25 protein-coding genes are annotated in these 24,081 nt (G+C 37.1%); 21 read left to right on the plus strand and 4 right to left on the minus strand.

Going from position 1 to position 24,081, the window contains the following annotated elements; all coding sequences use genetic code 11:
* Window positions 1–3 precede the first annotated feature (3 nt).
* Both ABMA72_RS14425 and ABMA72_RS14430 read left to right on the plus strand, forming a co-directional pair.
* The gene (locus tag ABMA72_RS14425) at window positions 4–1,275 is read left to right on the plus strand and encodes a lysine N(6)-hydroxylase/L-ornithine N(5)-oxygenase family protein (protein ID WP_393057647.1); all 1,272 of its coding nucleotides are present in this window, start codon (window positions 4–6) and stop codon (window positions 1,273–1,275) included.
* 10 nt (window positions 1,276–1,285) lie between these two features.
* Entirely contained in the window at window positions 1,286–2,221 is a 936-nt protein-coding gene (locus ABMA72_RS14430; protein ID WP_392859640.1) for a hypothetical protein, read from the plus strand.
* A 34-nt stretch (window positions 2,222–2,255) separates the two neighbouring features.
* Here ABMA72_RS14430 and ABMA72_RS14435 read toward each other — a convergent pair whose 3' ends face one another.
* The gene (locus ABMA72_RS14435; protein ID WP_392859642.1) at window positions 2,256–3,281 is read right to left on the minus strand and encodes a succinylglutamate desuccinylase/aspartoacylase family protein; all 1,026 of its coding nucleotides are present in this window, start codon (window positions 3,279–3,281) and stop codon (window positions 2,256–2,258) included.
* Between the two features lie 13 nt (window positions 3,282–3,294).
* Window positions 3,295–4,731, minus strand: coding sequence for a hypothetical protein (locus ABMA72_RS14440; protein ID WP_392859645.1), 1,437 nt, complete (start codon window positions 4,729–4,731; stop codon window positions 3,295–3,297).
* Window positions 4,732–4,975: 244 nt separating this feature from the next.
* Here ABMA72_RS14440 and proB point away from each other — a divergent pair, with 244 nt between their 5' ends.
* The 13 genes from proB to ABMA72_RS14505 all read left to right on the plus strand — a co-directional run bounded on the left by proB (window position 4,976) and on the right by ABMA72_RS14505 (window position 17,123).
* On the plus strand, window positions 4,976–6,121 hold the full coding sequence (gene proB / locus ABMA72_RS14445) for a glutamate 5-kinase (RefSeq protein WP_392859648.1): 1,146 nt from the start codon (window positions 4,976–4,978) through the stop codon (window positions 6,119–6,121).
* Window positions 6,105–7,343 (plus strand): glutamate-5-semialdehyde dehydrogenase, encoded by a 1,239-nt coding sequence (locus tag ABMA72_RS14450; protein WP_392859650.1) that lies wholly within the window; start codon window positions 6,105–6,107, stop codon window positions 7,341–7,343. The genes proB and ABMA72_RS14450 overlap by 17 nt, the downstream gene beginning before the upstream one ends.
* 22 nt (window positions 7,344–7,365) lie before the next feature.
* Window positions 7,366–8,169: a pyrroline-5-carboxylate reductase family protein gene (locus ABMA72_RS14455; RefSeq protein WP_392859653.1), complete on the plus strand. Its 804-nt coding sequence runs from the start codon at window positions 7,366–7,368 to the stop codon at window positions 8,167–8,169.
* Between the two features lie 62 nt (window positions 8,170–8,231).
* A complete protein-coding gene (locus ABMA72_RS14460) occupies window positions 8,232–8,426 on the plus strand; it encodes a hypothetical protein (RefSeq protein ID WP_392859656.1) in 195 nt (64 codons plus the stop codon).
* A 110-nt stretch (window positions 8,427–8,536) separates the two neighbouring features.
* The gene (locus ABMA72_RS14465) at window positions 8,537–10,012 is read left to right on the plus strand and encodes a sodium/proline symporter (protein WP_392859659.1); all 1,476 of its coding nucleotides are present in this window, start codon (window positions 8,537–8,539) and stop codon (window positions 10,010–10,012) included.
* Window positions 9,996–10,868, plus strand: a complete 873-nt coding sequence (locus tag ABMA72_RS14470) for a mechanosensitive ion channel family protein (RefSeq protein ID WP_392859662.1) — start codon at window positions 9,996–9,998, stop codon at window positions 10,866–10,868. The genes ABMA72_RS14465 and ABMA72_RS14470 overlap by 17 nt, the downstream gene beginning before the upstream one ends.
* A gap of 204 nt (window positions 10,869–11,072) precedes the next feature.
* The gene (locus ABMA72_RS14475) at window positions 11,073–12,032 is read left to right on the plus strand and encodes a LysR family transcriptional regulator (RefSeq protein WP_392859664.1); all 960 of its coding nucleotides are present in this window, start codon (window positions 11,073–11,075) and stop codon (window positions 12,030–12,032) included.
* A 66-nt stretch (window positions 12,033–12,098) separates the two neighbouring features.
* Window positions 12,099–13,523: a LysM peptidoglycan-binding domain-containing protein gene (locus ABMA72_RS14480; protein WP_392859666.1), complete on the plus strand. Its 1,425-nt coding sequence runs from the start codon at window positions 12,099–12,101 to the stop codon at window positions 13,521–13,523.
* 62 nt (window positions 13,524–13,585) lie between these two features.
* Window positions 13,586–13,876 (plus strand): hypothetical protein, encoded by a 291-nt coding sequence (locus ABMA72_RS14485; protein ID WP_392859668.1) that lies wholly within the window; start codon window positions 13,586–13,588, stop codon window positions 13,874–13,876.
* A gap of 61 nt (window positions 13,877–13,937) precedes the next feature.
* Window positions 13,938–14,993, plus strand: coding sequence for a hypothetical protein (locus ABMA72_RS14490; protein WP_393057649.1), 1,056 nt, complete (start codon window positions 13,938–13,940; stop codon window positions 14,991–14,993).
* Between the two features lie 9 nt (window positions 14,994–15,002).
* Window positions 15,003–15,887 (plus strand): metal ABC transporter substrate-binding protein, encoded by an 885-nt coding sequence (locus ABMA72_RS14495; protein WP_392859671.1) that lies wholly within the window; start codon window positions 15,003–15,005, stop codon window positions 15,885–15,887.
* Window positions 15,887–16,693 (plus strand): metal ABC transporter permease, encoded by an 807-nt coding sequence (locus ABMA72_RS14500; RefSeq protein WP_393057651.1) that lies wholly within the window; start codon window positions 15,887–15,889, stop codon window positions 16,691–16,693. Before ABMA72_RS14495 ends, ABMA72_RS14500 begins: the two co-directional genes overlap by 1 nt.
* A 223-nt stretch (window positions 16,694–16,916) precedes the next feature.
* Complete coding sequence (locus ABMA72_RS14505; RefSeq protein ID WP_392859677.1) at window positions 16,917–17,123, plus strand: cold-shock protein; 207 nt, start codon at window positions 16,917–16,919, stop codon at window positions 17,121–17,123.
* A 17-nt stretch (window positions 17,124–17,140) separates the two neighbouring features.
* On the opposite strand, the gene ABMA72_RS14510 is transcribed toward ABMA72_RS14505, so the two are convergent.
* A complete protein-coding gene (locus ABMA72_RS14510) occupies window positions 17,141–17,545 on the minus strand; it encodes a hypothetical protein (RefSeq protein WP_392859680.1) in 405 nt (134 codons plus the stop codon).
* A 108-nt stretch (window positions 17,546–17,653) separates the two neighbouring features.
* On the opposite strand from ABMA72_RS14510, the gene ABMA72_RS14515 reads away from it, so the two are divergent.
* Window positions 17,654–17,821: a hypothetical protein gene (locus ABMA72_RS14515; protein WP_393057653.1), complete on the plus strand. Its 168-nt coding sequence runs from the start codon at window positions 17,654–17,656 to the stop codon at window positions 17,819–17,821.
* Window positions 17,822–17,828: 7 nt separating this feature from the next.
* Window positions 17,829–19,280 (plus strand): disulfide bond formation protein B, encoded by a 1,452-nt coding sequence (locus ABMA72_RS14520; RefSeq protein ID WP_392859686.1) that lies wholly within the window; start codon window positions 17,829–17,831, stop codon window positions 19,278–19,280.
* Between the two features lie 3 nt (window positions 19,281–19,283).
* Here ABMA72_RS14520 and ABMA72_RS14525 read toward each other — a convergent pair whose 3' ends face one another.
* Complete coding sequence (locus ABMA72_RS14525) at window positions 19,284–19,847, minus strand: peroxiredoxin family protein (protein ID WP_393057655.1); 564 nt, start codon at window positions 19,845–19,847, stop codon at window positions 19,284–19,286.
* Window positions 19,848–19,909: 62 nt separating this feature from the next.
* On the opposite strand from ABMA72_RS14525, the gene rlmN reads away from it, so the two are divergent.
* From rlmN to ABMA72_RS14545, 4 genes are all read left to right on the plus strand, one after another.
* The gene (gene rlmN, locus ABMA72_RS14530) at window positions 19,910–20,944 is read left to right on the plus strand and encodes a 23S rRNA (adenine(2503)-C(2))-methyltransferase RlmN (RefSeq protein ID WP_392859691.1); all 1,035 of its coding nucleotides are present in this window, start codon (window positions 19,910–19,912) and stop codon (window positions 20,942–20,944) included.
* Window positions 20,945–21,039: 95 nt separating this feature from the next.
* Window positions 21,040–21,972, plus strand: coding sequence for a glutathione S-transferase family protein (locus tag ABMA72_RS14535; protein ID WP_393057657.1), 933 nt, complete (start codon window positions 21,040–21,042; stop codon window positions 21,970–21,972).
* Between the two features lie 10 nt (window positions 21,973–21,982).
* Window positions 21,983–22,849 carry a pirin family protein gene (locus ABMA72_RS14540; protein WP_392859697.1) on the plus strand — a complete coding sequence of 289 codons (867 nt, stop codon included), beginning with the start codon at window positions 21,983–21,985 and terminating at the stop codon, window positions 22,847–22,849.
* Window positions 22,849–24,051 carry a multidrug effflux MFS transporter gene (locus ABMA72_RS14545; RefSeq protein ID WP_392859700.1) on the plus strand — a complete coding sequence of 401 codons (1,203 nt, stop codon included), beginning with the start codon at window positions 22,849–22,851 and terminating at the stop codon, window positions 24,049–24,051. Before ABMA72_RS14540 ends, ABMA72_RS14545 begins: the two co-directional genes overlap by 1 nt.
* The last annotated feature ends 30 nt before the right edge of the window (window positions 24,052–24,081 follow it).

Consider the following 24,081-nt stretch of genomic DNA (forward strand, 5'->3'; position numbering starts at 1 on the left):
TATATGCACAATATTTATGACATTGTTGGAATTGGCCTTGGGCCATTTAATCTAAGCTTAGCGGCACTTTTGAATCCACTAAGTAATATTAATACTAAGTTCTTAGATAATAAGCCGGAGTTTAGTTGGCATCCTGAACTAATGTTTGGGGACGCCATGATGCAAACATCTTTCTTAAAGGATCTTGTGACACCGGTTGACCCTAAAAGTTCATTTAGTTTCTTGAATTATCTTGTTGAAAATGGACAATTCTATCACTTTTTAAATACAGACAGAAAATCAATAAATCGATACGAGTTTCAAGACTATTGTAAATGGGTTTCAAAACAACTTTGTCATGACATTGACTTTGATTCTAAAGTAATCGACATCAAACACGATGGTGAGAAATTTGAAGTCATTAAAGAGGGGGGCAGCTACTTTACAAAAAATATTTGTGTTGCATCTGGGCCAACTAAGAATATTCCTGACTGTGCGAAGCCATTCCTTTCAAATACGTTATTTCATGCAAAGTCTAAGCAAATGAAGACTCTCGATTTAGAAGGTAAGAAAGTCGTTGTTGTCGGCGGAGGACAAACAGGCGTTGAAACATTTAGAAATGCTCTCAATGGCATGTGGGGAAGAGTTGAAAAGGTAACTCTTTTAAGTGGCCGAAATAATTTACAGCCTCTTGATGAAGCACCATTTACTAATGAGATCTTTACTCCTGAATTTGTTTTAAATTTCCATTCCTTATCTCAAGAGCAAAAAGATTCATATACACAAAGTCAACTTCTAGCTAGTGATGGAAATACTCCCCAGTATCTACAGGAGATGTATAACGAGTTATATCTTGATCGTTTCTACTTAAAGAAGCTTCCTGATTACACGATTTCACCTATGCGTTGGCTTAATGAAATTGAAAAGGAAGGTGAGTCTTATAAGCTTAAGGTTGATAATCTTCTTAATCAAAACAAAGAAATTATTGAAGCTGATATTGTTATTTTAGCAACTGGATTCAAGAGTGTTCTACCAAGCTTCTTAGAGGGGCTATCAGATAAAATTGCCAAGGATTCTCAAGGACGAATTATTGTTGGGCAGGACTATAGTATTCAAACAACGATTGAGAATGGAAAAATTTATTCGATGAACTTTAGTCGTCACGGCCATGGGGTTGCTGATCCTCAGACTAGTTTGATGTCTTGGCGATCGGCCATGATCGCAAACGACCTCGTGGGTGAAACTAAGTATAAAACAACAAATAATAGTGAAAGCTTTTTGAGCTTTTTTAATTAATGGAGAGAAAATGAAGTTATTAATAATTATGCTAATCTCAACTTTTACCTTTGCGGCACCTGCTGCTAAGTCTGAAGGAGAGGCCAAGACAAAGAGCTTCAACACGAAGGAAGAAGTATTAGATAACCCGACACTGAAGACATTATCAGGATCGCTAAAGAGATGGTCTTTTTATTCTTCATTTAAATACAATGCTGGTGCTCTTGATAACCTCAATGACGCTGAAAGGCCTAATATTAGAAATGCTGGGAATACAACTTCACTAACTAATTTTACTGGGAATTTTGGTGTAAAGTATCGTCTTTCAAAAACAGATAACCTATCTCTTCAAGTGGGGATCGAAAAGAAGGCCCCTTTTCATGGGAGTGTTGATTCAGAAAATCCAATGGTTCAGTATGAACTTGATACTTACGGTGATAGCTTAAATATTGATAACCCTGTTCTAAGTTACTTTAAAACTTACTACCTTTTGGGGATTCAAAATGTAACGTTTCTACAATACCAATATGCTACGTGGGACTACTATAAGGACCTCGGTATTAACTCTGTTTTTAATGTTAGCCACTCTTTGGCCTATAAAGTATGGAAGGCCGCTTATATTGCTCTTTCAGGGAATGCGACACAGTACTTCTATGATAAGAGTACAATTTCATTTAATGGGATGGAGATTGCAGGTAAAGACAGGCAAGTAAACCGTTCTTTCTCATTAAGCCTTGCTGGTGAGCTTTACTTTTCTCGCTCTCTTTCTCTAAGGTTAATCACTGATCTTTACTCGGCCGATCATTTTAGGAGTGAGCGTATTAATGAGAAAGTTCTTCAGCAAACGATAGCAATGACTTATTTCTTTACTCGTGATATTTCGATTTCACCAAATATGCGCTTTATTGCGGAAGATATTAGAGCTGATAGAACAAATATTGGCCTAACAATGAATGTAAATTTATAAAAAAGAGGGGGATCTAAATCCCCCTTTCTTATTCTTATTTTTCAGATATTTCAAAATCATCGTGGCCAGGAATTTCTTCAGGAAGTGCTTCCTTAAGATCAACTCCTAGGTGCAGAATTCTTTGTCCTGCTTCACAATTAGGTCTTACGTTTTTACCAATAACAACACCTGAGCGGTCTGCACAGATAACTTCTTTTACTTGTCCAAAGACATCGTAAACTTTTGCAATAACTTCGCCTTTCTTTACTCGATGTGTGAGCTTTGGAAGAACATCAACAATTCCACCTTTTGTCGAGTAGATCCAATAAGAGTGGTCACAGATTGTGGCATCTGTAATCATATCTTGAACGTCTCCTTCGATCATCGAGAAGTAGCGAAGAGTATTCTTTATACCATCGAGGGTTTCATCAATAAGAGCGTGTTGAAAAGCATTTGGATTACCAATTTCAACGGTAATTGCATGGATTCCTTGCTCATTGGCCCAAGCTCTTAGTGTTCCTTCTTCATCATATTTTTGAACAATAATTTGTGGATTCTGTAGGAAGGCGAGGGTTCTTGTTTCCTCGTTCTCTAAGTCAGCTCTAAGGTAGAGACTGTTTACACGGCCATGACTTGCTGTATGTAGATCAAGAAGGTAGTTGAATTTAGAAACGATCTTTTGCGTAAAGTAATGTGCGTAGAGATTACTTGGATTTCCAGTAAGTTTTCCAGGCATAATTCTATTTAAATCAATATTATCAATAAATCGACGTTGATTTGTTAGGTAGCCCGGAACGTTACTAATTGGAACCATAACGATTGTTCCTTTTAGCTTTTTAGGATCGACTTCTTCAATCAGTTTGAAAATTGTTGAGATACCATTGAGCTCATTCCCGTGTACTGCTGCTGTAATACCAAGTACTGGGCCGTCCTCAACACCTTTCATAATGATAATTGGTACACGCCAAGGCACACCGAGAGCATTATCTGAGAGATGTATTTGTAAGCGGTGAATTTCACCATGCGCAAATGAATTTAAATCGATTTCTTCAGTTGTCTTAATGACTTGTATTGCACCCATAATACTTCCTATGCTATGAGATCATAATCTCGTTAAAGAGTGACTTATCATTATCTAAACTTCTAAAGAGTTTCGTTCTGAAAGTCCCTTTCTTACTAATAAGTTGTTCTGCCATTTTGTCAATCGCAACAACTGTAAGAATTGTTTGAATATATGCTTCGATCAAGTCATCAGTACCAATACCAAGAGAGTTGAAATCTTTTTGATCCATAAGCATCAGTCTTGATGTATCTGAATCCCATTGGTTTTCACCTGTTTTAACTGATAGGTTTGTTCCTAGAACTTCCCAGCTATCCTCAGGGTAGCTTGCTTCAAGAGGCTTTCTCGCACGTCGTGCATAGACTGCACAAGGCATGAAACCTTTTGGTGATGAGTAAACCATAAGCCTTAAGTCAGCAATATAAATATTTCCTTTCTTATTCGGTACTGTTCCGATGTGAAAGAATTTACCATGCTCACTTGTGGAACTCCATTCGTAGTGACCAATTAAACTTTGGACAATGAATTGATCATATGGGTAATCCATTTGCATAAAGGCATCAAGCTCATCTTGATTCGTAATTGTAAAAACACCTTGTCCTGCATTTGAGTAAGGGATCTTAATAACGGCCTTTCCACCAAATTTTTGAACCCAAAGAGGAATTTCTAACTTATTAACATCTTTAATCGTCTCAGGCATATTAATCTTAAGGCCTGATTCAGCAATCTCTGAGTTATAAAGCTCATAGGCCTTATTTGCTAAAAGCTTATTGCGTCCACCAGAAAGGCAAACGAGAGTTGAGTTAAAGATGAATGTTTTTGAAGTTGTTGGAATGCGATTCCATGGCTTCTGTGTAACATAACGGAATGCCGCTCTAATAGGAATTCTTTCTCCTGTCTCAAGAGTGATATGTAGAACACCATTTTCAAAATCGGCCATTTGTTCTTCACCATTAAAGTGTGGAACGAGGTAAACATCTTCACCTGTTAGATCTGCTATTGTTGAAGCATAGCCAGATGTCTCCATGTAGTTCTTATCATAGATGACAGCAAGTGCACCTTGTGGAAGTCTCTTCTTTCTCTTTTTAAGTGCAGGAAGAAAAGAGTTCTCAATTAAGAATTTATATCCTCTATGTTCATCCGCATCGGTTCTTGGTGGCATTGACTTTTGACCTGAAGGACAAGAGTTTGTTTCAAGAACAACCATGCGTCTATTTCCAGCTTGTGTTGTAACATAGAATAAGTCAGATCCACCCCAGAAGAAGTGCTTACACTCATATGAGAGAATATCCCTTAAGGTATCAGTACAAATTTGTGGGTTAAGATGACTATATCTTTTAATAATTCTTTCGTGATCCAAATTAAAAAAATGGCTCACTAAAGGGTGTAGTTGTGCGTTTAGTACCTTAGGATAAAAGTGATTTTCTTGTTCAAAATTATCAGGCTTAATAACTTCAATTCTTCTTTTCAAGTTCTCTCCAAATTGTATTTTTAAAGCATAAGTTAATGGAAATATTATAATCTCAAACCCTTCTCATGTAGCGAATATTTTGTGATTTTTATTAAAATTTTAAGGCCTATCAATATTTTTTGAGCATATGTTGATTGTTTTGCTCGGAAATTGTCTTGTTTGGCATTCCCTAATTTGTGTCCGACTCGCTTTTGGTTTTTTGGAATTTATGTCATGTTGTTTTTTAACAAGATAAGGGGAAAGAATGAGACTTCGTAAAGAACTACAGGGAGTAAAACGCCTTGTTGTAAAGGTTGGAAGTAATGTTATTACAAAAGGAAGTGGCAAGTTAGATACTAGAAAGGTGCGAAAAATTGTAGAGGATATCTGTGAGCTCATTGATGAGGGGATTGAAGTTGTCCTTGTCAGCTCAGGTGCCGTAAGTGTTGGGAAGTCATTTTTAAAAGAGCACTTACCAAGAAGAGGTCAGTTAGATCTTCAGCATTCAGCTAGTGCAGTCGGACAGCCAAAGCTTCTAAATACATACTCTCGACTATTTGAAGAGAATCAAAAGATTTGTTCACAAATTCTTCTAACACATGATGATTTTAGAAATAGAAAACGAAACCTGCATGCCAAGCAAAGTATCAACGTTCTCTTAAAGAATAATATTACACCGATCTTAAATGAGAATGACACAATCTCTTTTACTGAGATTGCACTGGGTGACAATGATCACTTGGCTGCACAAACAGCGCAAATGATTAATGCTGACGCACTTCTTATGATTACTTCAACTAATGGCCTCTATGATAAGGACCCGGCGTATGAAGATGCTAAGAGAATTGAAACGGTGCCATTTGGTAGTGATGTCTTAGAAGATGTGAATTATCAGGGAAAGACAGCAGTGGGAAAAGGTGGAATGGAATCTAAGGTTCACGCCATCACAAAAATTACACCAATTGGTATTAAGGCCGTTATTAGCTCGATGGATAATGAGCGACTTATCTTGGATCCCCTGACAAAGGAGCTAGGAACTTATTTTGCTCCTAAGAACGCTTATGACCCAGAAGAGCGAAAGGCATGGCTACTTTCAATGAAGAAGCCTAATTGCTATATCGAAGTTGATAGAGGTGCATTTGATGCCCTTAATGAAAGTAAATCACTTCTTCCAAAAGGCATCGTTGATGTTTACGGCCAATTTTACAAAGGGGACTGCGTTGACATCATTTGTGACGGTGAAGTCTTTGCTTCTGGTGTTTGTGAATATGGACATTGTGAAGTTGAACAAATTATGGGACGTCACAGTGATGAAATTGAAGACCTGATTGGTTTTAGAACATCAATTGAAGTCGTCCATACAATTAACTTAATTTTAGAAAAGGATATAATCGATGAAAAAATTAGCTAGTACAGTAAGAAAAGCATCAAAAGAACTTTTGAAGCTAAATAAAGAAACTAAGGACCTAATCTTTGATGATTTAGTAAAGGCCTTAGATGAAAATCGCGAGCTTATCTTAGAAAAGAACCAACTCGACTTAGATGCTGCATTTAAGAATGATCTTTCGAAGGCAATGGTTGACCGCTTAAAACTTACTAATGAAAGAATAGACGACATTATTTCAGGAGTTAAGACGATTAAGGATCAACCTGAAATCGTAGGATCTTTCTATAATGAATTTACAAATGATCTAGGTTTAAAGATCAAGCGTCAAAGAGTCCCTCTAGGGGTTATTCTTATGATCTTTGAGAGTCGTCCTAATGTTGTTGTGGATTGTGCAGCTCTTGCGCTTAAGTCCTCAAATGCCATTATTTTAAAAGGTGGAAAAGAGGCCAAGCACTCAAATGAAGTTCTTGGAAAAATCATTCAGGATGCGATCTCTAAATATGTGAACAAGAATGTTGTAGAAGTTCTAGCATCTGATAATCGTGAAGTTTTAAATGATCTACTAAACCTTAAGGATGATATCGATGTTGTTATTCCTCGTGGTGGTCACGGTTTAATCAATCATGTTTTTGAAAATGCAAAGATGCCAGTGATTGCTCACTATCAAGGGCTTTGTCATATGTATATTGATAGTGAAGCGGATATTGAAAAGGCCGTAACACTTGTTGAAAATGCAAAGACTCAAAGAACAGGTGTTTGTAACGCAATTGAAACGCTACTTATTCATAAAGATATTTTACCAAAGGTAAATGACAAGATTTCCAAGAGGCTCCTTGCAAAGGGGTGTGAGTTAAGAGTTGATGAAGAGTTTGCAAATCAAACAAAAGGTAGCTTTGTTAAGGCGACACCAGAGGATTGGTCAACAGAATACCTGGACAATATCCTTTCAATCAAAACAGTCTCTTCTCTTGATGAGGCCATCGATCATATTGGTGAATACGGTAGTAATCACTCAGAGTGTATTGTTTCTAATAATGAAGAGAATTGTCAGAAGTTCTTACAAAGTGTTGATGCAAGTTGTGTCATGGTAAATGCTTCAACTCGTTTCAACGACGGAGGACAGTTAGGTCTTGGAGCTGAGCTTGGAATTTCGACAACAAAATTACATGCCTATGGGCCAATGGGGGTTGAGCAAATGACTACCTCACGCTACGTCGTTGTTGGTGATGGGCAGATTAGATCTTAGTTAAAATAATAGGAGAGTTATCATGAAGAAAATTGCGGTTATTGGTTGTGGAAATATGGCCGGTGCAGTTGTTCGTTCAATGTATAAGGGCCAAAAAATTAAGAACAAATATCTCACATATACGCCGAGTCGCACACGAGCAATCGAACTTGCTAAAGAGGTTGAAGGTGAGGCGATTGTTGAATTAAATGAAGCGGCCGATGCAGACTACTTCTTAATTGGTTGTAAGCCACAACAATTCACAGAGCTATCAGAAATGCTTAAAGGCATCGACCTTTCAAGTAAAGTTGTTATTTCGATCATGGCCGGAATCGATCAAGAAAGAATTAGCAATTTATTAGGTACATCAAAAGTAATTAGGCTAATGCCTAGCTTACCAATGGAGTACGGAGAAGGTATCTGCCTGTTAAGTACCACTGAGCAAGTTGAAGAAAGTGAAATTGAGTTCTTAAAAGATCTTCTTGGTGAAAGTTCGATGATCTTAAAAATGAAGACAGAGGAACTCTTTGACAAAGTGACTGTCGTCTCTGCATCTGGGCCTGCATTTATTTATTATTTTATGAATGCATTAGAAGATTCTCTAAAGGAGTGGGGCCTTGGTGCTATCGAATCACGTGCAATAACGAGTCAGCTCTTTAGGGGAAGTGCAAAGAGTGCACTAATAAATTGTGAGACAGAGCTTGATGATTTAATCGCCAAGGTGACTTCTAAGAAGGGAGTCACAATTGAGGCCATTGATAGTTTTAGAAGCAGTGGGATTGATGCCTTTGTGAAAATGGGCGTGGATAAAGCGGTTCATCGCTCAAGTGAATTACGAAGAGGTTAGGGATAACCTAATTAGTAAATTAATCAATTCTTAATGAATATATAGAATGTTAAGGTAATTAAATGAACAATAAGAAATCTGAAAAGTTAGTACAGTTAGTAAGTTATAGCGTCGTTGATAAGAAGCAGTCCCGCACATCTAAAGTACAAAAAAAGACTTCTATTTGTGAAGAGGGGCACGGTAAGGCGTTAAGAGAGACATCTTTTCTTCGTCGAAGCCTAATTGAAGATGAAGAGAATTGCCTCTCAATACTCTAAATAATAAGTTTTTAAATTAGTATTTTATTAATTAGCAAGAGCTATCTTGTTCGCTACCGCTTTGTGTTTTTTTAGTGGATGGATAGCTATGCCAAAAAAAGGATTGTTAAATGATTGTTTACAGTTTCCTCTTTTTTTTACTCCTCTTCGTTTTGATTGGAGTTTCTTCAAGTTTAAAAAGTAAGAAAAATAATTCTGACTACCTGCTTGCAGGTCATAGTACTCCGCCATGGTTAGCGGCCCTGTCAGCTGTTGCCACTAATAACAGTGGTTATATGTTTATTGGACTTATTGGTTATACCTACACCAGTGGACTTCAGTCATCATGGGTTATGATAGGTTGGATTGTTGGTGATATTGTCATGAGTTTCTTTGTTCATAAGAAATTGAGACAGGTTACAGAAAAAGAAAATCTGCTAAGTTTTGGAGGTGTCCTTTCGAGATGGCAAAGAGGGACAAGCTTTAAAAAGTTAAGACTTCTTGTCGGAATTATCACAATCTTATTCTTGGGTGTTTATGCTGCTGCTCAGTTTAAGGCCGGCTCTAAAGCATTACACGTTCTTTTTGGATGGGATTATAGTACTGGTGCAATTATTGGTGCTGTCATCGTTTTTGCATACTGTTTATCAGGTGGAATTAGGGCATCGATTTGGACAGATGCTGCCCAGTCATTTGTTATGATTATTGCAATGGGGATCTTATTCTTTGTTGGTATTAACGAAGTAGGTGGTTATGATGCTTATGTTTCTAAGCTAAGTGCTGTATCTCCTGGCTTCTTAAGTTTTACACCAACAGGACTTAATGTTCCTGGAGGAACGGGGATTTCACTATTTATTCTTGGTTGGGTCTTTGCAGGTTTTGGTGTTGTTGGCCAACCGCATATCATGATTCGTTTTATGACAATTGATGATACTAAGAATATGAATAAGACAAGACTTTATTACTATGCGTGGTTCATCGCCTTTACTATTATGACTATTGGAGTAGGGCTTACTGCAAGACTTCTACTTCCAAATTCTGCAAATTTTGATGCCGAACTAGCACTACCTCTAATGAGTCAAAAGCTACTTCCTGAAATTCTTATTGGTGTTGTTCTAGCGGGAATCTTTGCCGCGACAATGTCGACAGCAGATTCTCAAGTTCTAAGTTGTTCAGCAGCTTTTACAAGAGATATCCTGCCGAAGAAATCAGACAATATTTATCTGACAAAAGTTGCAACTGCTGGGACGACTATTATCGCCTTGGCCGTGGCCCTCTATGGAAGTAAGAACGTATTTGAGCTCGTCCTATTGTCGTGGTCGATACTAGCAGCTTGCTTTGGTCCATTAATTTTTATCTATGCAATTGGTAAGAAGGTATCTGAAATTACGGCCATCTCGATGGTTCTCATTGGTGGAATTGTTACTGTTGTTTGGATGAACCTTGGTTACGGTGCAACGATTTATGAAGTTGCTCCTGGAATCATGGCCGGTTTAATTACATATTTTGTTCTATCTCATACGCCATTAAACGATATCGTTCCTGGTAATAAGGTTGTTGATAATAGAATGAAGAATTCAAAGCTTATAAATGAAGCCAATAGCTAACTCCTTGGTAGACTATTTATACCCGATTACCATTACCCTCCTATTCTTAGGGGGGTATTTCCTTGCTCTCTTAAATATTAGAAGAGTTCAAAAGAGAAAGCTTAAGAATATCCGTAAGAGAGATATTAGTGATGCTGTTGAAACAGACTCGCCAGTTGATGATCAAGAAAAAGAGCTAAAGTCACACGGGGTAGAAGGAATTGAAGGTCGTTTCTCATTTATGATGAGAGCTCTTCCTGTACTCTTTTTTATACTTTGGTCGCTCTTTGTTTCCATTCCTTATTTAGGGAAAATTCCAACTGTCTATGTTTCAATCATTGCTGCCATTGTTTCGGTAATTGCTGGTTTCTCCCTAAGGCCTTTTCTAGAGAACCTTTTTGCGGGTGTGATTATTTCCTTTTTTAGATCAATTAAGATCGGGGATACCGTCACTATTGATGGCCACTACGGCCTAATTGAAGAGATCGGGCTGACCTATTCAGTTGTAAAGAAGTGGAATTGGGTAAGGCTTGTTATCCCAAACTCTAAGTTACTTCAAAAAGAGATACAAAACTTCACCATGAATGATCACTTTGTATGGACCCATATTGAGTTCTATGTTGCGCCAAACTCAGATCTCAAGTTAGTTCGTGAAATTGCACATCGAGTGGCAAAGAAGTCTGATTATTTTTGTGATGTTGAAGAGCCAACAATGTGGGTGATGAAATTAGAAAAGGACGCCATTGAGTGCTGGTTGGCCGCTTGGGCAGAAAACCCTAGTGATGCATGGGAGCTTCGAAATGATATGCGTACTCAGCTCTATATCGAGTTGCAAAGTGCACAGATTGAATTTCATAAGCTCAATATTAAAAGTTAAGAACGACAAGAGGTTGATATGATGAATTTAATTAATAAGATTTTTGAACACGTTATAAAAATGATCCTTTTCATTTTAAATCAGGTTTTTCCACTTTCTTCCGAGTCTTAAGCAGTTATGCGCCTTAAGGGATATTCGGTTTTTGCTAATTGGTGATGGACTTGTTAAGGTAAGGAGCAAAGTTAAATGAATCGAGGAATATGCTTGGAAAAACTAAAAGATATCAATTGGAATCATCTCTACTGTTTTTATGAAGTGGCCAAAGTTCAATCACTTAAAAAGGGTGCTGAAATTATCGGTACATCTTCACCAACTCTTAGTGAGCAACTTAAGCGTCTTGAAAATAAATTCAATATGAAGCTCTTTAATCGTAGTTCAAAAGGTCTATCTTTGACTCCGGAGGGGCAGCAATTATTTGAGAGAACTAAAGGTATCTTTGAAGAGGGAAGTAAACTTCTTGAGCACTTCTCTGAAGATGTTGTGGGTGGCTATCCTGTATCAATTGGAATTGAAGAGACGATCTCTTATGATCTTGCAACTGAATTTGCTTCTCAGTACTGGGACCTTTATACAAAGTATGGAACAGTAAATACCATCCGACAGGGCGATCACGACGTACTTGTGGATAATATTCTTCACGGAAATATCGACTGGGGGATCTCTCTTAGAAAGCCCAAGAGAAAGAGTTTAAATGTTGCTGAAATTGGCTCCTTTGAAATTGTCTTTTGTTGCTCAACAGAACTCTATGATAAATTTAGAGATGAAAAAGACTTACTGGTAAATATTCCATTTGCAGAAAGTAATTGGGATAAGAACCTTAATCGCATCATCTATCAGCACTTAAGAAAAAATGGTGTGATACCAAAAGAGAAAGTTTATAGCGATCATATCGACTTTGTTCATAAACTTTGTCTAAGAGGCCGCTGTGTCATGTTCTTACCAAAGAATCCATTAGAAGAATATTTGGGATTAAAAACTTTCCACTTAGGTGAACCAATTCGTATGTCACTCTATGCTATATGGAAGAAGTCTGATGAAGGACTGATTTCTATCCGTAAGCTGCAAGAACTCTTTCAGTCAAAGCTGTCAAATGTGCCGGATCGTTACGAAGATGTGGATCTACAGATCGAAGTTTCTGATGTTTCCGATGACTTACTAAACTAGATTCGGAAAATTCTAATTTGATTCAGAGTATATTTAAAATCATACAAATTCCCGTAGAATTTTCGTATGAAAAAAATTAACTCTCTGAATTCAATTAAGTACTTATCAATTATAATTCTTTCAATAACTCTTCTCTCATGTGCTTCACCTGAGAAGGAGAGTGTTGGTCAGGCCCCTGCTGGTAGTAACACCATTTCATATCAAGATGAAGATAGCATCAAGCATGAAATGGAGCTCTATCAAAATGAGCGAGTCCAAAAATGGATCAATTACTTTGCTGTCAAAGACCGTGTTCGATTTGAGCAATTCATTAAAAAAGGAATGTATTACAAAGAAGTTATACAAACAGTTCTTGAAGAAGAGGAACTTCCTTATCAACTCTATTATCTACCATTAATTGAAAGTGGTTATAATAAAACCGCCCTTTCACATGCTGGTGCTGTAGGGCCTTGGCAATTTATTAAAGCAACTGGAAAGCGTTATGGGCTTGCTGTGAACCGAGTAGTCGATGAGAGGCGAGACCCTGTCCACAGTACAGAGGCCGCAACAAAGTATCTAAAGGATCTCTATACTGTTTTTAATTCGTGGGAACTTGCTATTGCTGCCTATAATTGTGGTGAGCTGAGAGTTCTACGTGCCATTATGAAGGGAAGAACTCGTGACTTTTGGGAGTTAGCTGATCGTAAACTACTTCCTAGAGAGACTAGAAATTATGTTCCTAAGTTCTTGGCAGCGGCCTATGTCGGAGAAAACTTAGCAAAGTTTGGCTTTGATGAAGAGATCATTGCAGAGTCACCAACTTATCCTGATTTAAAATTAGTCGAAGTTCCTGGTGGAGTTCATATTAAAGATGTTGCAAAACATTTTAATATTGAGAGAGAGGAGATTGAAAAAATCAATCCTGCTCTAAAGTATAAGCGTACGCCAAATTGGATTAAACAGTATGCGATTTGGCTTCCAAGAAAAGATTATCAAAATATTAAAGAGATTCAAAATAAACTTGCCAGTAGTCGTCAGTGGGGAAAGCTTAACTCATTTCCAACTCATTACCGTGTGAGAAGAGGAGACTCTCTAACAAAGATTTCTCGTCGCTACAAAGTCTCACTTAATCGTCTAAAGCGTATTAATAATTTAAAAAGTAGTCGTATCTATCCAGGTCAAAGATTGGCCCTTCGAGCTAATGAGTATAAGGGTGTTGTTGGAAAGAAGTTCTACTTTGTTAAAAAGAATGATTTCCTAGGGCGAGTTGCAAGACGTTATGGCCTAAGTGTTTCTTACTTGCGAAGGCTAAATGGAATTCATGGCAATAATATTTACGTTGGTCAAAAGCTTGATGTGACTAAGGGCGTGAGAGTTTTTCACTATCGTGTTAAGAAGGGAGATAACCTAACACGTATTGCCAAGCTCTATAATACAACGACCTTCCAAATTAGAAAGAGGAACTCGTTAAGGTCTAGTAATCTCTATATTGGGCAGATGCTAAGTATCTAAATAGATTGTTTTGTTAAAAAAAAACAAGACATTCTAAATTTAGTCTTGCTAGTATTGAGTTAATGCAGAGATTTTTTAGATTCATATTTGCGGCAACTTTTCTTGTAAGCTTTCTTACAGCGAGCCTGCATTTTCATGAAAATGAGCATGAGACTAGTAAGTTAGATCAAGCTTGCCATTTCTGTATTAAAGTTTCTCAATTCAAATATGATGCTAGTAATTCTGATTTCTCTGAAGAACTTGAAGCAAGTTTTCTTTTTCTCGTTACAGATCGTTATCAGACCCTAGTCGGTCACACATTACAATCTCTATCTATTCAAACAGCTCCTCGAGGGCCACCAACTCATTGTTAATTTAATTACATTCACTTTTTATTTTTTAAATTTAATTAATTAATTTTCAATGAGGTTTATTTTGAAAAACTTATTTTATATTTCTATTTTATTACTAGGCTCAAACACTTTTGCGCAATCTCTTTCTGACAATTCAAGAGGCAATGGGTTTAATCCTGCCATCGGTTTAAATGCTTTAACTATCTATAAAAACTCGTCTCGTGATAATGATCACGATGGATTTTCTCTACAAGAAGCAGAGCTTCAGTTTAGTGCAGATGTTGATGCATACTTTAGAGCTGAGGCGACTTTTGCTGTTCACAAGGAACATCATGAAGAGGGTGGCGAGGAAGAGCATGGTTATGCATTTGAGCCTGAAGAAGTATTTGCTGAAACAATTTCAATTCCTGATTTTACAGTAAAGTTAGGGAAGTTCTATGCCCAATTTGGTAAGTACAATATGGTACATTCTCACGCTCAGCCATTCATTTACCGTGGTCTTGTTCAAGAGTATATGTTTGGAGAAGAAGGACTAAATGAAGTTGGTGTAAGTGTATCATATCTAGCGCCACTGCCATGGTATAGTGATTTAACTGTTCAGTTTCTTCAGCCAACAAATGAAGAATTATTTGTTGAAGATCCACACTCGATCACTACAGTCGCTAACCTAAAAAACCTTTGGGATTTATCTGAGTCACTAACTCTAGAGTGGGGTCTTTCAGGTCTTTATTTTGAAGAACAAGCTGAGAAATCAACTGTCCTAGGAACAGACTTAACATTAAAATGGCGTCCAGTTAAAAAAGGTAAGTATTCGTCATTTGTTTGGTCAACTGAGTTTATCCACAAAGATGTTCAGGGAACAAACGAAGTTAAAAATGGTGGTTATTCGACATTCTTACGTTATCAATTTGCACCACGCTGGTTTGCTCAAGCACAATATGAATTCCTAGGTGTTGCTAAGGATGAGTCAATTGCAGATCAAAATGCATATACTGCACTTTTAGCATTTGTTCCTACTGAATTCTCAGCTGTAAGAATGCAATACGATGAAATTCATGATGGTGAAGATCGTCCTGAAAAAAGAGTAAGTCTTCAGTTAAGCTTTAGTATCGGTGCCCACCCGGCACACCAGTACTAGGTCGCTAAAATGAAGTCAATTCTTATAGGGTTGTTACTTGTTCTAGGTATGAGCTCTTACGCTCAATTGAGAATTGTAACAACGACGACAAATTTAGCAGATATTGCAAAAAAAATTGGTGGAGAGAGTGTGAGTGTACACTCTCTTGCTAAAGGTACTCAAGATCCTCACTTCCTAGAAGCAAAACCTAGCTATACTTTTAAAGTTGCTAAGGCCGATCTGTTAATTAGTATCGGTGCGGGCCTAGAAGTCGGTTGGCTCCCGCTTGTTGTTAGAGGAAGTCGCAATCCAAAAGTTCGTATCGGACAAGAAGGAAGACTTGAAGCATACGCTCTTGTGAAACTAACAGATGAGGTTAAGGGGAAGCTAACGCGTGCTCATGGTGATGTTCATCCGGAAGGAAATCCTCACTTTATGCTTTCACCGAGTAAGGCCCTAGAAGTTGCGAAGGGAGTTCGTGATCGATTCATTAAGTTAGATGAAAGTAATAGGCAGGCTTACGAAAATAATTACATAGCATATGAAAAACGCACTAAAGAATTGATAAAAGATCTTAGCGCCAAGATTAAGAAAGGAACTAAGATTATAACGTTTCACCGTACGCTAACTTATTTTTTAGATGAATTTGGGATTCAAGTTCAAAATGTTCTTGAACCTAAGCCAGGAATACCTCCTACGGCATCTCATATAATCACTGTTATTAAAGAGATGAAGAAGGAAGGGATTCGTCACATTTTAGTGGAAAACTATTTTGATGATAGTGTGGCAAAGAGAATTCGTACAACGATCAAAGATGTAAAGATTAGAAATGTTCCTGTTGCAGTCGATGGTAGCTCTGAGGCCCGTGATATTTTCTCTCTTTATAATATTCTCGCTAAAGCACTGGAGGATTAGTGGAAGTAATTTCTTTTTTAGCTGCACCGTTTGTCATGTGTTTAATTTTAGTGGGAATTCACTGCTACTTAGGACTTCATGTTCTAAGAAGGGGTGTGATCTTTGTCGATCTCTCACTTGCACAAGTTGCAAGCCTTGGTTCAACGGTCGCCTTACTCCTGCATCTTGATCACCATAGTGGGCTTAATTACTTTGTTTCATTAGGCTTCACTTTTGTGGCCGCAGCGTACTTTGCTTGGGCCAAGAAGTTTGAAAAGTATATATCACAGGAAGTCTTAATTGCTTTAGTTTATGCTTTCGCTTCTTCTGCTGTCATACTTGTCGTAAACATGATGGCCCATGGTGCAGAACATATTAAAGAAATACTTATTGGAAAAATATTATGGGTAACTTGGGCCGATGTTATTAAAACCGGTGTTATTTATAGTATTGTTGCTATAATTCACTATATATTCAGAAAACAGATCCTAAGATCTACGCTTGATAAAAATAATAGCTCTGCTTTTTGGGACTTTATTTTCTTTTCTCTTTTTGGTGTTGTCATAACATCATCTGTTGGTATTGCAGGAATATTACTTGTGTTTTCATTCTTGGTCGTACCGGCCCTTATTAGTACTTTACTCTCTCATAGTATTAGATCTCAACTTTTAATTGGTTGGGGTATAGGGTTAGTTTTAAGCTTATTGGGAATGGCATTGAGTTATTTCTACGATCTTCCAGCTGGTGCAATTATTGTGGTAGTCTTTACGATTGTTCCAATTGTACTGCTACCACTTCTTGTTAAAATAAAAATAAGTCGCACTTAATAAGGTGCGACTTCTTTAAATTGCCTTTTCTTAGGTCAAGTCAATTCTTATTAAAATCGAAAACAATCTTGTCTTATAACTGGAGAAGATGTTTAAAATTCTTTTAATTTGAAAATCTTAACTTATTTTAAATTCTCAAATCTCGTTGTATTGGCGATAACTTTTCTATTGTTAATTTAGTTCCCGGCAACTGATTGTCGGTATTGGAAAAATAGGGAAGATTATGAATACAGAGCAAACAGGTAAAGTTAAATTTTTTAATGAAACAAAGGGTTTTGGGTTTATTAAACCAGATAGTGGAGAAGGTGATTTATTTGTCCATATCTCAGCTATTGAAAGTGGCAATAAGTTAAATAATAACGATAAAGTAACTTATATGCTTGGGGAAGGTAAGCGTGGACCTTGTGCAACTCAAGTTAAAAAAGTTTAATTTTTTGAGAGGGACATTTATTGTCCCTCTACTACCTTACATGACCAGTCAAATGAATGAACTCCATAGTCTGGAATCCTAACGAATGCCCAAATATTTCCGTCAATTCCACCAACCACATGATCAAGTCTGATTCTAAAACTTCCAGTGGTAAATGATTCAACTTTTGCATCATATTTTGGAATATAATTTACCTTTTTACGGTAAGAAAACTCTCTGTTTTGATTTACATCTTCAACAAATACCTCAATCTCATGAAAGAGTGGACCTCGTCCAAAACGAGACTGATGAATAATTGCATCTGTCACAACAGAACTCTCATCGTAGTTTACACAGTGATATAGTGGTTGTGATTTAGCACCAAATTTTGCAAGTGATACAGTTGAAATAAGCATTAGAAAAATTAGCTTAGTACTTCTCATTACTACTCCTTTAGTCGTCTCTTTATTTTACTTCATGGCCAAATTTAAGGGAATTTAACTTAGCTAAGTTTTTATTAAATCCGAATCGAGCTTATAGAAGGAGATTTCATGGAATTTTTAGAAATAATACTGTTAATAATTGCCGGTTTTCTCGTGTGGAAAAGACCGCAAAACCAGAAACAAGCAGAAAAGTTTCTCTATAGTGCGACTTTTTTAATGTTACTTGTTTGGTTTGTTGCAACTAAGTCGATGATTCTTCCTCCTGGAAATTACTGAGATGCCTATGACTGATAAATCTGAGCGCTTTTACAATGTCGTTGCCTTAGCATCGATGGCCCTGATTCTCTTGCCCGTTGGAATTGCCTGTGTGATATTAGGTTTTGGCCTCGGAGATAATCCCTGCATTCTATGCTGGCAGGAGAGGGCCGCTCTTATGTTTGTTACATTAACAACTCTCTTTATTATGCGCTACGGACTCAGACCAAAATATCTTGGACTTTTGATATTTTATTCAACGATTGGCATTTTTATGGCCCTAAGGCATACGGGAGGACATTTCTTACGGGATATAGGCCAAGGCTTCGCACTTGAAATCTTTGGATTACACACTTACACTTGGGGTGTTGTTATCTTTTGGTCAATTCTTCTCATCCTCTCCATCGTTCTTTTCTTCTTTGGTAATAACCTTGTCGATAATGAAGATGGTGAAGTTCGCTACCTCAGTAGGTTTCAATCGTTGGCCTTCGTTTCTTTCTTTGTCATCTTATTTTTTAATTCGATTCAAGCGTTTACTCAAGTCGGGCCACCTCCTTTCATCGGACATAGTGATCCTGTGAGGTTTTCATGGACTCCAAAGAACTGGGATTGGTCGACTAAGAATTGGAATGGGCTTCTTAAGCCTTTTAGTCTGAGAGGAAATTACTCTGTTGAAAAGCCTTATTTTAAACATGATGTAAGAAGAAAAATTGCCATGTTTCAAAGTGGGGATGATTTAGTTAAGGTTAAGGATATCACTCTTCCAAGTAATATAAGGGGAGAGGTTAGAGATATCGACTATCATGTTGAATCTAAGCTTTTTGCCATTGTAACGGATAAGTTTTATCTGTATCTATTAGACGAGAAATTAGAAAATATTCTCTATTATGTTCGTATTGATCCACTCTATAGTATCGATATTAAATCTCTTGTGGGTGTAAGTTTTATCAGTCCAAAACGAATCATGTTAATAGGTTTTAATAAATCTTTCGTTATTATTCGAATAAATGACAGGGCCAAGATTGTGGATCAGTATGCGGGGTTCTTGGAAGGAAGCAATGGTATTGAAGAAAAGAGTCGCGGACGTTTATCAAGCGTTCGTTCAAAATACGCTTATATCAGATGTCTTGCCTATGATAAGAAAACTCAAGAATTAGTGATTCTCTCAATCCCAAATGAAAAAAATAATAGAGTTATTGCCACAAGATTCTCAACCACCGATTTTCTTTTAAATAGTGAAAGAGAAATCTTTATTGATGACAATGACTTAGGTCCTGTTGTCTCTAGTCTCAAGGTTATCGATTCTATCTTATTTGGATTGGATCCAAATAGTAATGAAATACTTATTCTTGATAATGAGTTTGCAGCTTTCTCTGGTGCCATAAAATTACCAAAAGGAAACTTTCAGGCACTGGCCGTTTATAAAAAAGATCAGTTCGTTCTAGTGGAAGGAAGAATCGCAACTTTCTTTTCAAAATAGAACTTACTCAAGTGCTGCCAAAATATCATCATTCTTCGTTCGATCTTTATATTCTTTATGGATATCTTGATAAGTGATCTTTGCATTCTTGATAACAAAGACCGCTGGATGAGCGACCATGTGATGAGTTTGACCTGAATCTCCTTCAATATCAATTTTGTATGATTGCTTATACTTTTTAACAAGTTTATCATCGAGTTTATTGACGATATTAAAGGCCAAAAGTAACTCCGCCTTAGGGTCTGAGACGATATCAAAAGTGTATTGATATTTCTTTTGCATTTTCTTTGCGATGATTTTTTGATCGACACTAATGGCAACTACTTTAGAGTTTTTATCGAGTTTTGGCATAATCTCTTTCTGAATACTTTGAAGCTGCTTCATACAATATGGACACCAAGAGCCACGGTAGAATATGAGAACTGTTTTCTTATCCATATCATCGAGAATGATTTCTTTGCCTTCGATATTTTTAATTTCGATATTAGGGGACTTCATACCTACGCCAAGGCCTAGTTCTTGGGCTAAAGTAAGAATTAAAAATAAACTAATTAATAAAACTTTCATTATTGACCCCTTTTGCCTCTTTGGCATGGACTATATGTGTTAATTCTTATAATGTGAGGTTTGTGAAGCAGTCATTTTTTCAACTTACATTCAATGAGTTACAACAGTTATTGGAACAAAACGGCCTCAATGTCTCGGCCGCTAATCTTCTTTATAATTGGTATTATAAAAGAAAAAATGAATACAGCAATTCCATTACTGATATTGCCAAGGGTACTCTTTCTTTTATCGAAGATAACTTCAACTTTATTTTACCAAAGGCCGTAAAAGTTCAGCAGGCCGAAGATAAGACGGTAAAATTTCTATTTGAATTATCTGATGGTTCTAAAGTTGAAAGTGTTCTAATTCCATTTAATAAGAAATACTCAATCTGCCTTTCTTCGCAAGTTGGCTGTGCCATGAAGTGCTCTTTTTGTTTTACTGGAACACAGGGGCTAAAGAGAAACCTCTCGGCAGCAGAAATCATTGGGCAATTTTTAGGGGCCTGGCATTGGCTAAGAGAGAATCGTCCGGGTGAAGAGAGAATTCTTAATATTGTTTTTATGGGACAAGGTGAGCCTCTTCATAATTTCGATGAAGTAAAGAAGGCATGTGATATTTTTACATCTCAATATGGAACTTCTATTGGCCATCAAAAAATCACAATATCGACGAGTGGCTATATCCCAGGGTTAAAAAGATGGAAGGATGAAATTCCTGGAGTTAACTTGGCCCTATCGCTGCACTCGCCATTTGATGAGATCAGAAATGAACTAATTCCAATCAATAGAAAGTATCCATTAGAAGAAGTTCTCGACTATATCGATGGAATACCTCTACGTCATAAACAATTTGTGACTTATGAGTATCTCATTATTAAGGACTTAAATGATCGCCAAGAAGATGCTGTGGCCTTAGGGCAACTACTTAAGGATCGACGTGCATTAATCAATCTTATCCCATTTAATGAATTTCCAGGAACCCAGTATAAGAGGCCAGCGCTAGAAAGTGTTAATGAATTCAAGCTGGTTTTAGAAGAGTATAAGATACCAACAATGGTACGTACCACTAAGGGTGACGATGTTCTTGCGGCCTGCGGTCAGCTTAATACTAAATGATCTATAAATAGTACATCTCGATCAGGTAAATGATCTTTTAATCGATCTATTTGTTCGTTATTCTGTACCCGTATTAATCAAACAAAGGATTAAGTATGGGACGTTTAGTCGATGGAAAGTGGATCAATTCTTCAGTCATTACGAGTGACGAAAGTGGGGCCTATGATCGTGTACCTCGATCATTTAGAGAGACAATAAGTAGTAACCACCCAAAGTTCCAACCTGAAAGTGGACGCTACCACCTCTATGTTAGCTATGCTTGTCCATGGGCACACCGTACACTTATCTACCGCAAGTTAAAGTCACTAGAGTCTCATATTGGAGTCAGCGTTGTTTCTCCTGATATGTTAGAGATTGGCTGGAGCTTTGATAAGTCATATGAAGGTGCAACGGGTGATGAGTTATATGGACTAAATCACTTGCAAGAACTCTACTTAAAGGCCGACCCTAAGGTTAGCACAACTGTTACAGTACCAGTGCTTTGGGACAAGAAAACTCATTCAATTGTTAATAATGAGTCATCTGAAATTATTCGAATTTTTAATAATGAGTTTAATGATCTTACAGGAAACCTTGATGACTTTTACCCAAAAGAGTTAGCGAACAAAATCGACGAGCTAAATGATTTTATTTATCCCGATATCAATAATGGTGTTTATCGAAGTGGCTTTGCAAAAACTCAAGAAGCATATGAAGTAGCAGTAAAAAAACTATTCTCATCTCTAGATCGTGTGGAAGAAATACTTGAAGGTCAAAAATTCTTATTAGGGGATAGGTTAACTGAAGCAGACTTAAGACTAATTCCTACTTTACTAAGATTTGATTGTGTTTATGTGACCCATTTTAAATGTAATCTTAAGCGCATTAAGGATTATAAGAATCTCTCTCGCTATGTAAGAGATCTTTATTCAATTGATGCAATTAAAGAGACGACAAATATTGATCATATTAAAAGACACTATTTCTATAGTCATGATGATTTAAATCCATATCGTATTGTTGCCCTAGGGCCGAGCGAAATTTTTTAAGGATAAATAAATGAAAGAAAAAGCAATAAAGTATATTTTAAACCCACCTGAAAAACATTGGGTAGGAAATGGTTTTCACGTCCATACAATGTTTCATCCAGGTTATGATATCTATTACTACACGACTCCGTTTTTAATGATGGACTTTGCAGCTCCAAAGAAGTTTTCTTCAACCCAAACAAAGAGAGGTGTAGGAGAGCATCCTCACCGTGGATTTGAGACTGTCACTTTTGCCTTTGAAGGTGAAATTGAGCATCGTGACTCTGCTGGCGGTGGAGGCATTATTGGTAGCGGTGATGTTCAATGGATGACGGCCGCAAGCGGTGTTGTTCACGAGGAATTTCATTCTCAGAAATTTGCTCAGGAAGGTGGTCTTTTTGAAATGGTGCAATTGTGGGTAAACCTACCTAAGAAAGACAAGATGACAGCTCCTCGCTATCAGGGAATAAAAGGAGAGCTTTTTCCAGTGATTAACCCAACGAATGATGTTGAACTGAAATTAGTTGCAGGAAAATATGCAGGTAAAGTTGGGCCTTGTCAGACCTATACACCAATAAATCTTATTCAAACAAAAATGCAAAAGAATTCTAACTTCCTACTTTCATTAGAGGATAAAACAAACTTACTTGTTCTCGTACGAAAAGGAAGTGTTGCAGTAAATGGTAATCAAGTTAACGAACACCAATTAGTGATCTTTGAAAGGGATGGCCAAGAGGTTGAGTTATCAAGTAATGTAGGCGCAGAGCTGTTGATCTTAAATGGTGAGCCTATTGATGAGCCAGTCTTTTCACATGGCCCTTTTGTGATGAATACAAGAGATGAGATCGTACAAGCTTTTGAAGATTATCAATCAGGAAAAATGGGACATTTAAGCTAGTGGATTTATCAGTAGAAGAAGTTGAAAAAAAAATAGGCCGTCGTGAATTTATCACTCTTATGGCCGCTCTTATGTCATTTGCTGCATTATCAATTGATGCAATGTTGCCGGCACTTAATTTAATTGGTCAAAGTTTAGGAGTACAAAATCCTAATGATAACCAGATGATTATTTCTTTTATTTTCTTAGGGATGGGAGTCGGACAACTCTTCTTTGGCCCAATCTCTGATGCAATAGGAAGAAAGCCTGCCATGTATATTGGGATTGCTATTTTCTTTATTGGCGGACTTATTTCTTTAAACGCACATACTTTTACAATGATGTTAGTTGGCCGCTTTACGCAAGGTCTAGGAGCTGCATCGGCAAAGATTATTTCAACAGCAATGGTTAGAGATCGTTTTAGCGGTAAGCTCATGGCCAAGACGATGTCTTTAATTATGATCATCTTCGTCCTCGTTCCCGCTCTTGCTCCGACTATTGGGCAAGTGATTCTTAGCTTTGGGGGATGGCGCGATATCTTTCTAATTATGCTTGTTATTGCTGTTATCTGTCTTACTTGGTTTACGCTAAGACAAGAAGAGACACTACATGAAGAGTATCGCAGGCCTCTTTCATATAAGAAGATTAAGGATGCTGCAATTGAGACCCTTAGTCATCCTGTTACAATTAGCTACACACTTGCTTCAGGATTAGTATTTGGAGCATTTATTGGTTATTTAAATACTTCTCAACAAATTCTACAAATTAAGTACGGACTAGGAGAGGACTTTCCTTTGGCCTTTGGTGTGCTTGCTTCATTTATTGGACTGTCATCATTCTTAAACTCTAGACTTGTTGAAGAGTTTGGCATGAAGAAATTATGTCGTCTTGCTTTAACGACAATTTCTTTAATCGCCATTACATTTAATATCATTCTATTCTTTACTGGAGGACTACCTCCATTCTTTCTCTTTTATGGCTTTCTACTTCTGAGCCTTTTTAGCTTTGGTCTTCTCTTTGGAAATTTCATTGCACTGGCATTAGAGCCAATGGGCCATATTGCAGGAACTGCAAACTCTGTCGTTAGCTCTGTTCAGATTATCATTTCTGCGACAATTGGTGGGCTAATCGGACAATTGTATAGCGGTGATGTGACGCCAATTGCATTGGGCTTTTTGATTTGTAGTACTCTTTCTTTATTTATTGTCCTTAAAGTAAAATAAATAGACGAATTAGGTGAATTTTGTTTTCAT

This window comes from Halobacteriovorax sp. CON-3 (assembly GCF_043196995.1).
GTDB lineage: Bacteria > Bdellovibrionota > Bacteriovoracia > Bacteriovoracales > Bacteriovoracaceae > Halobacteriovorax_A.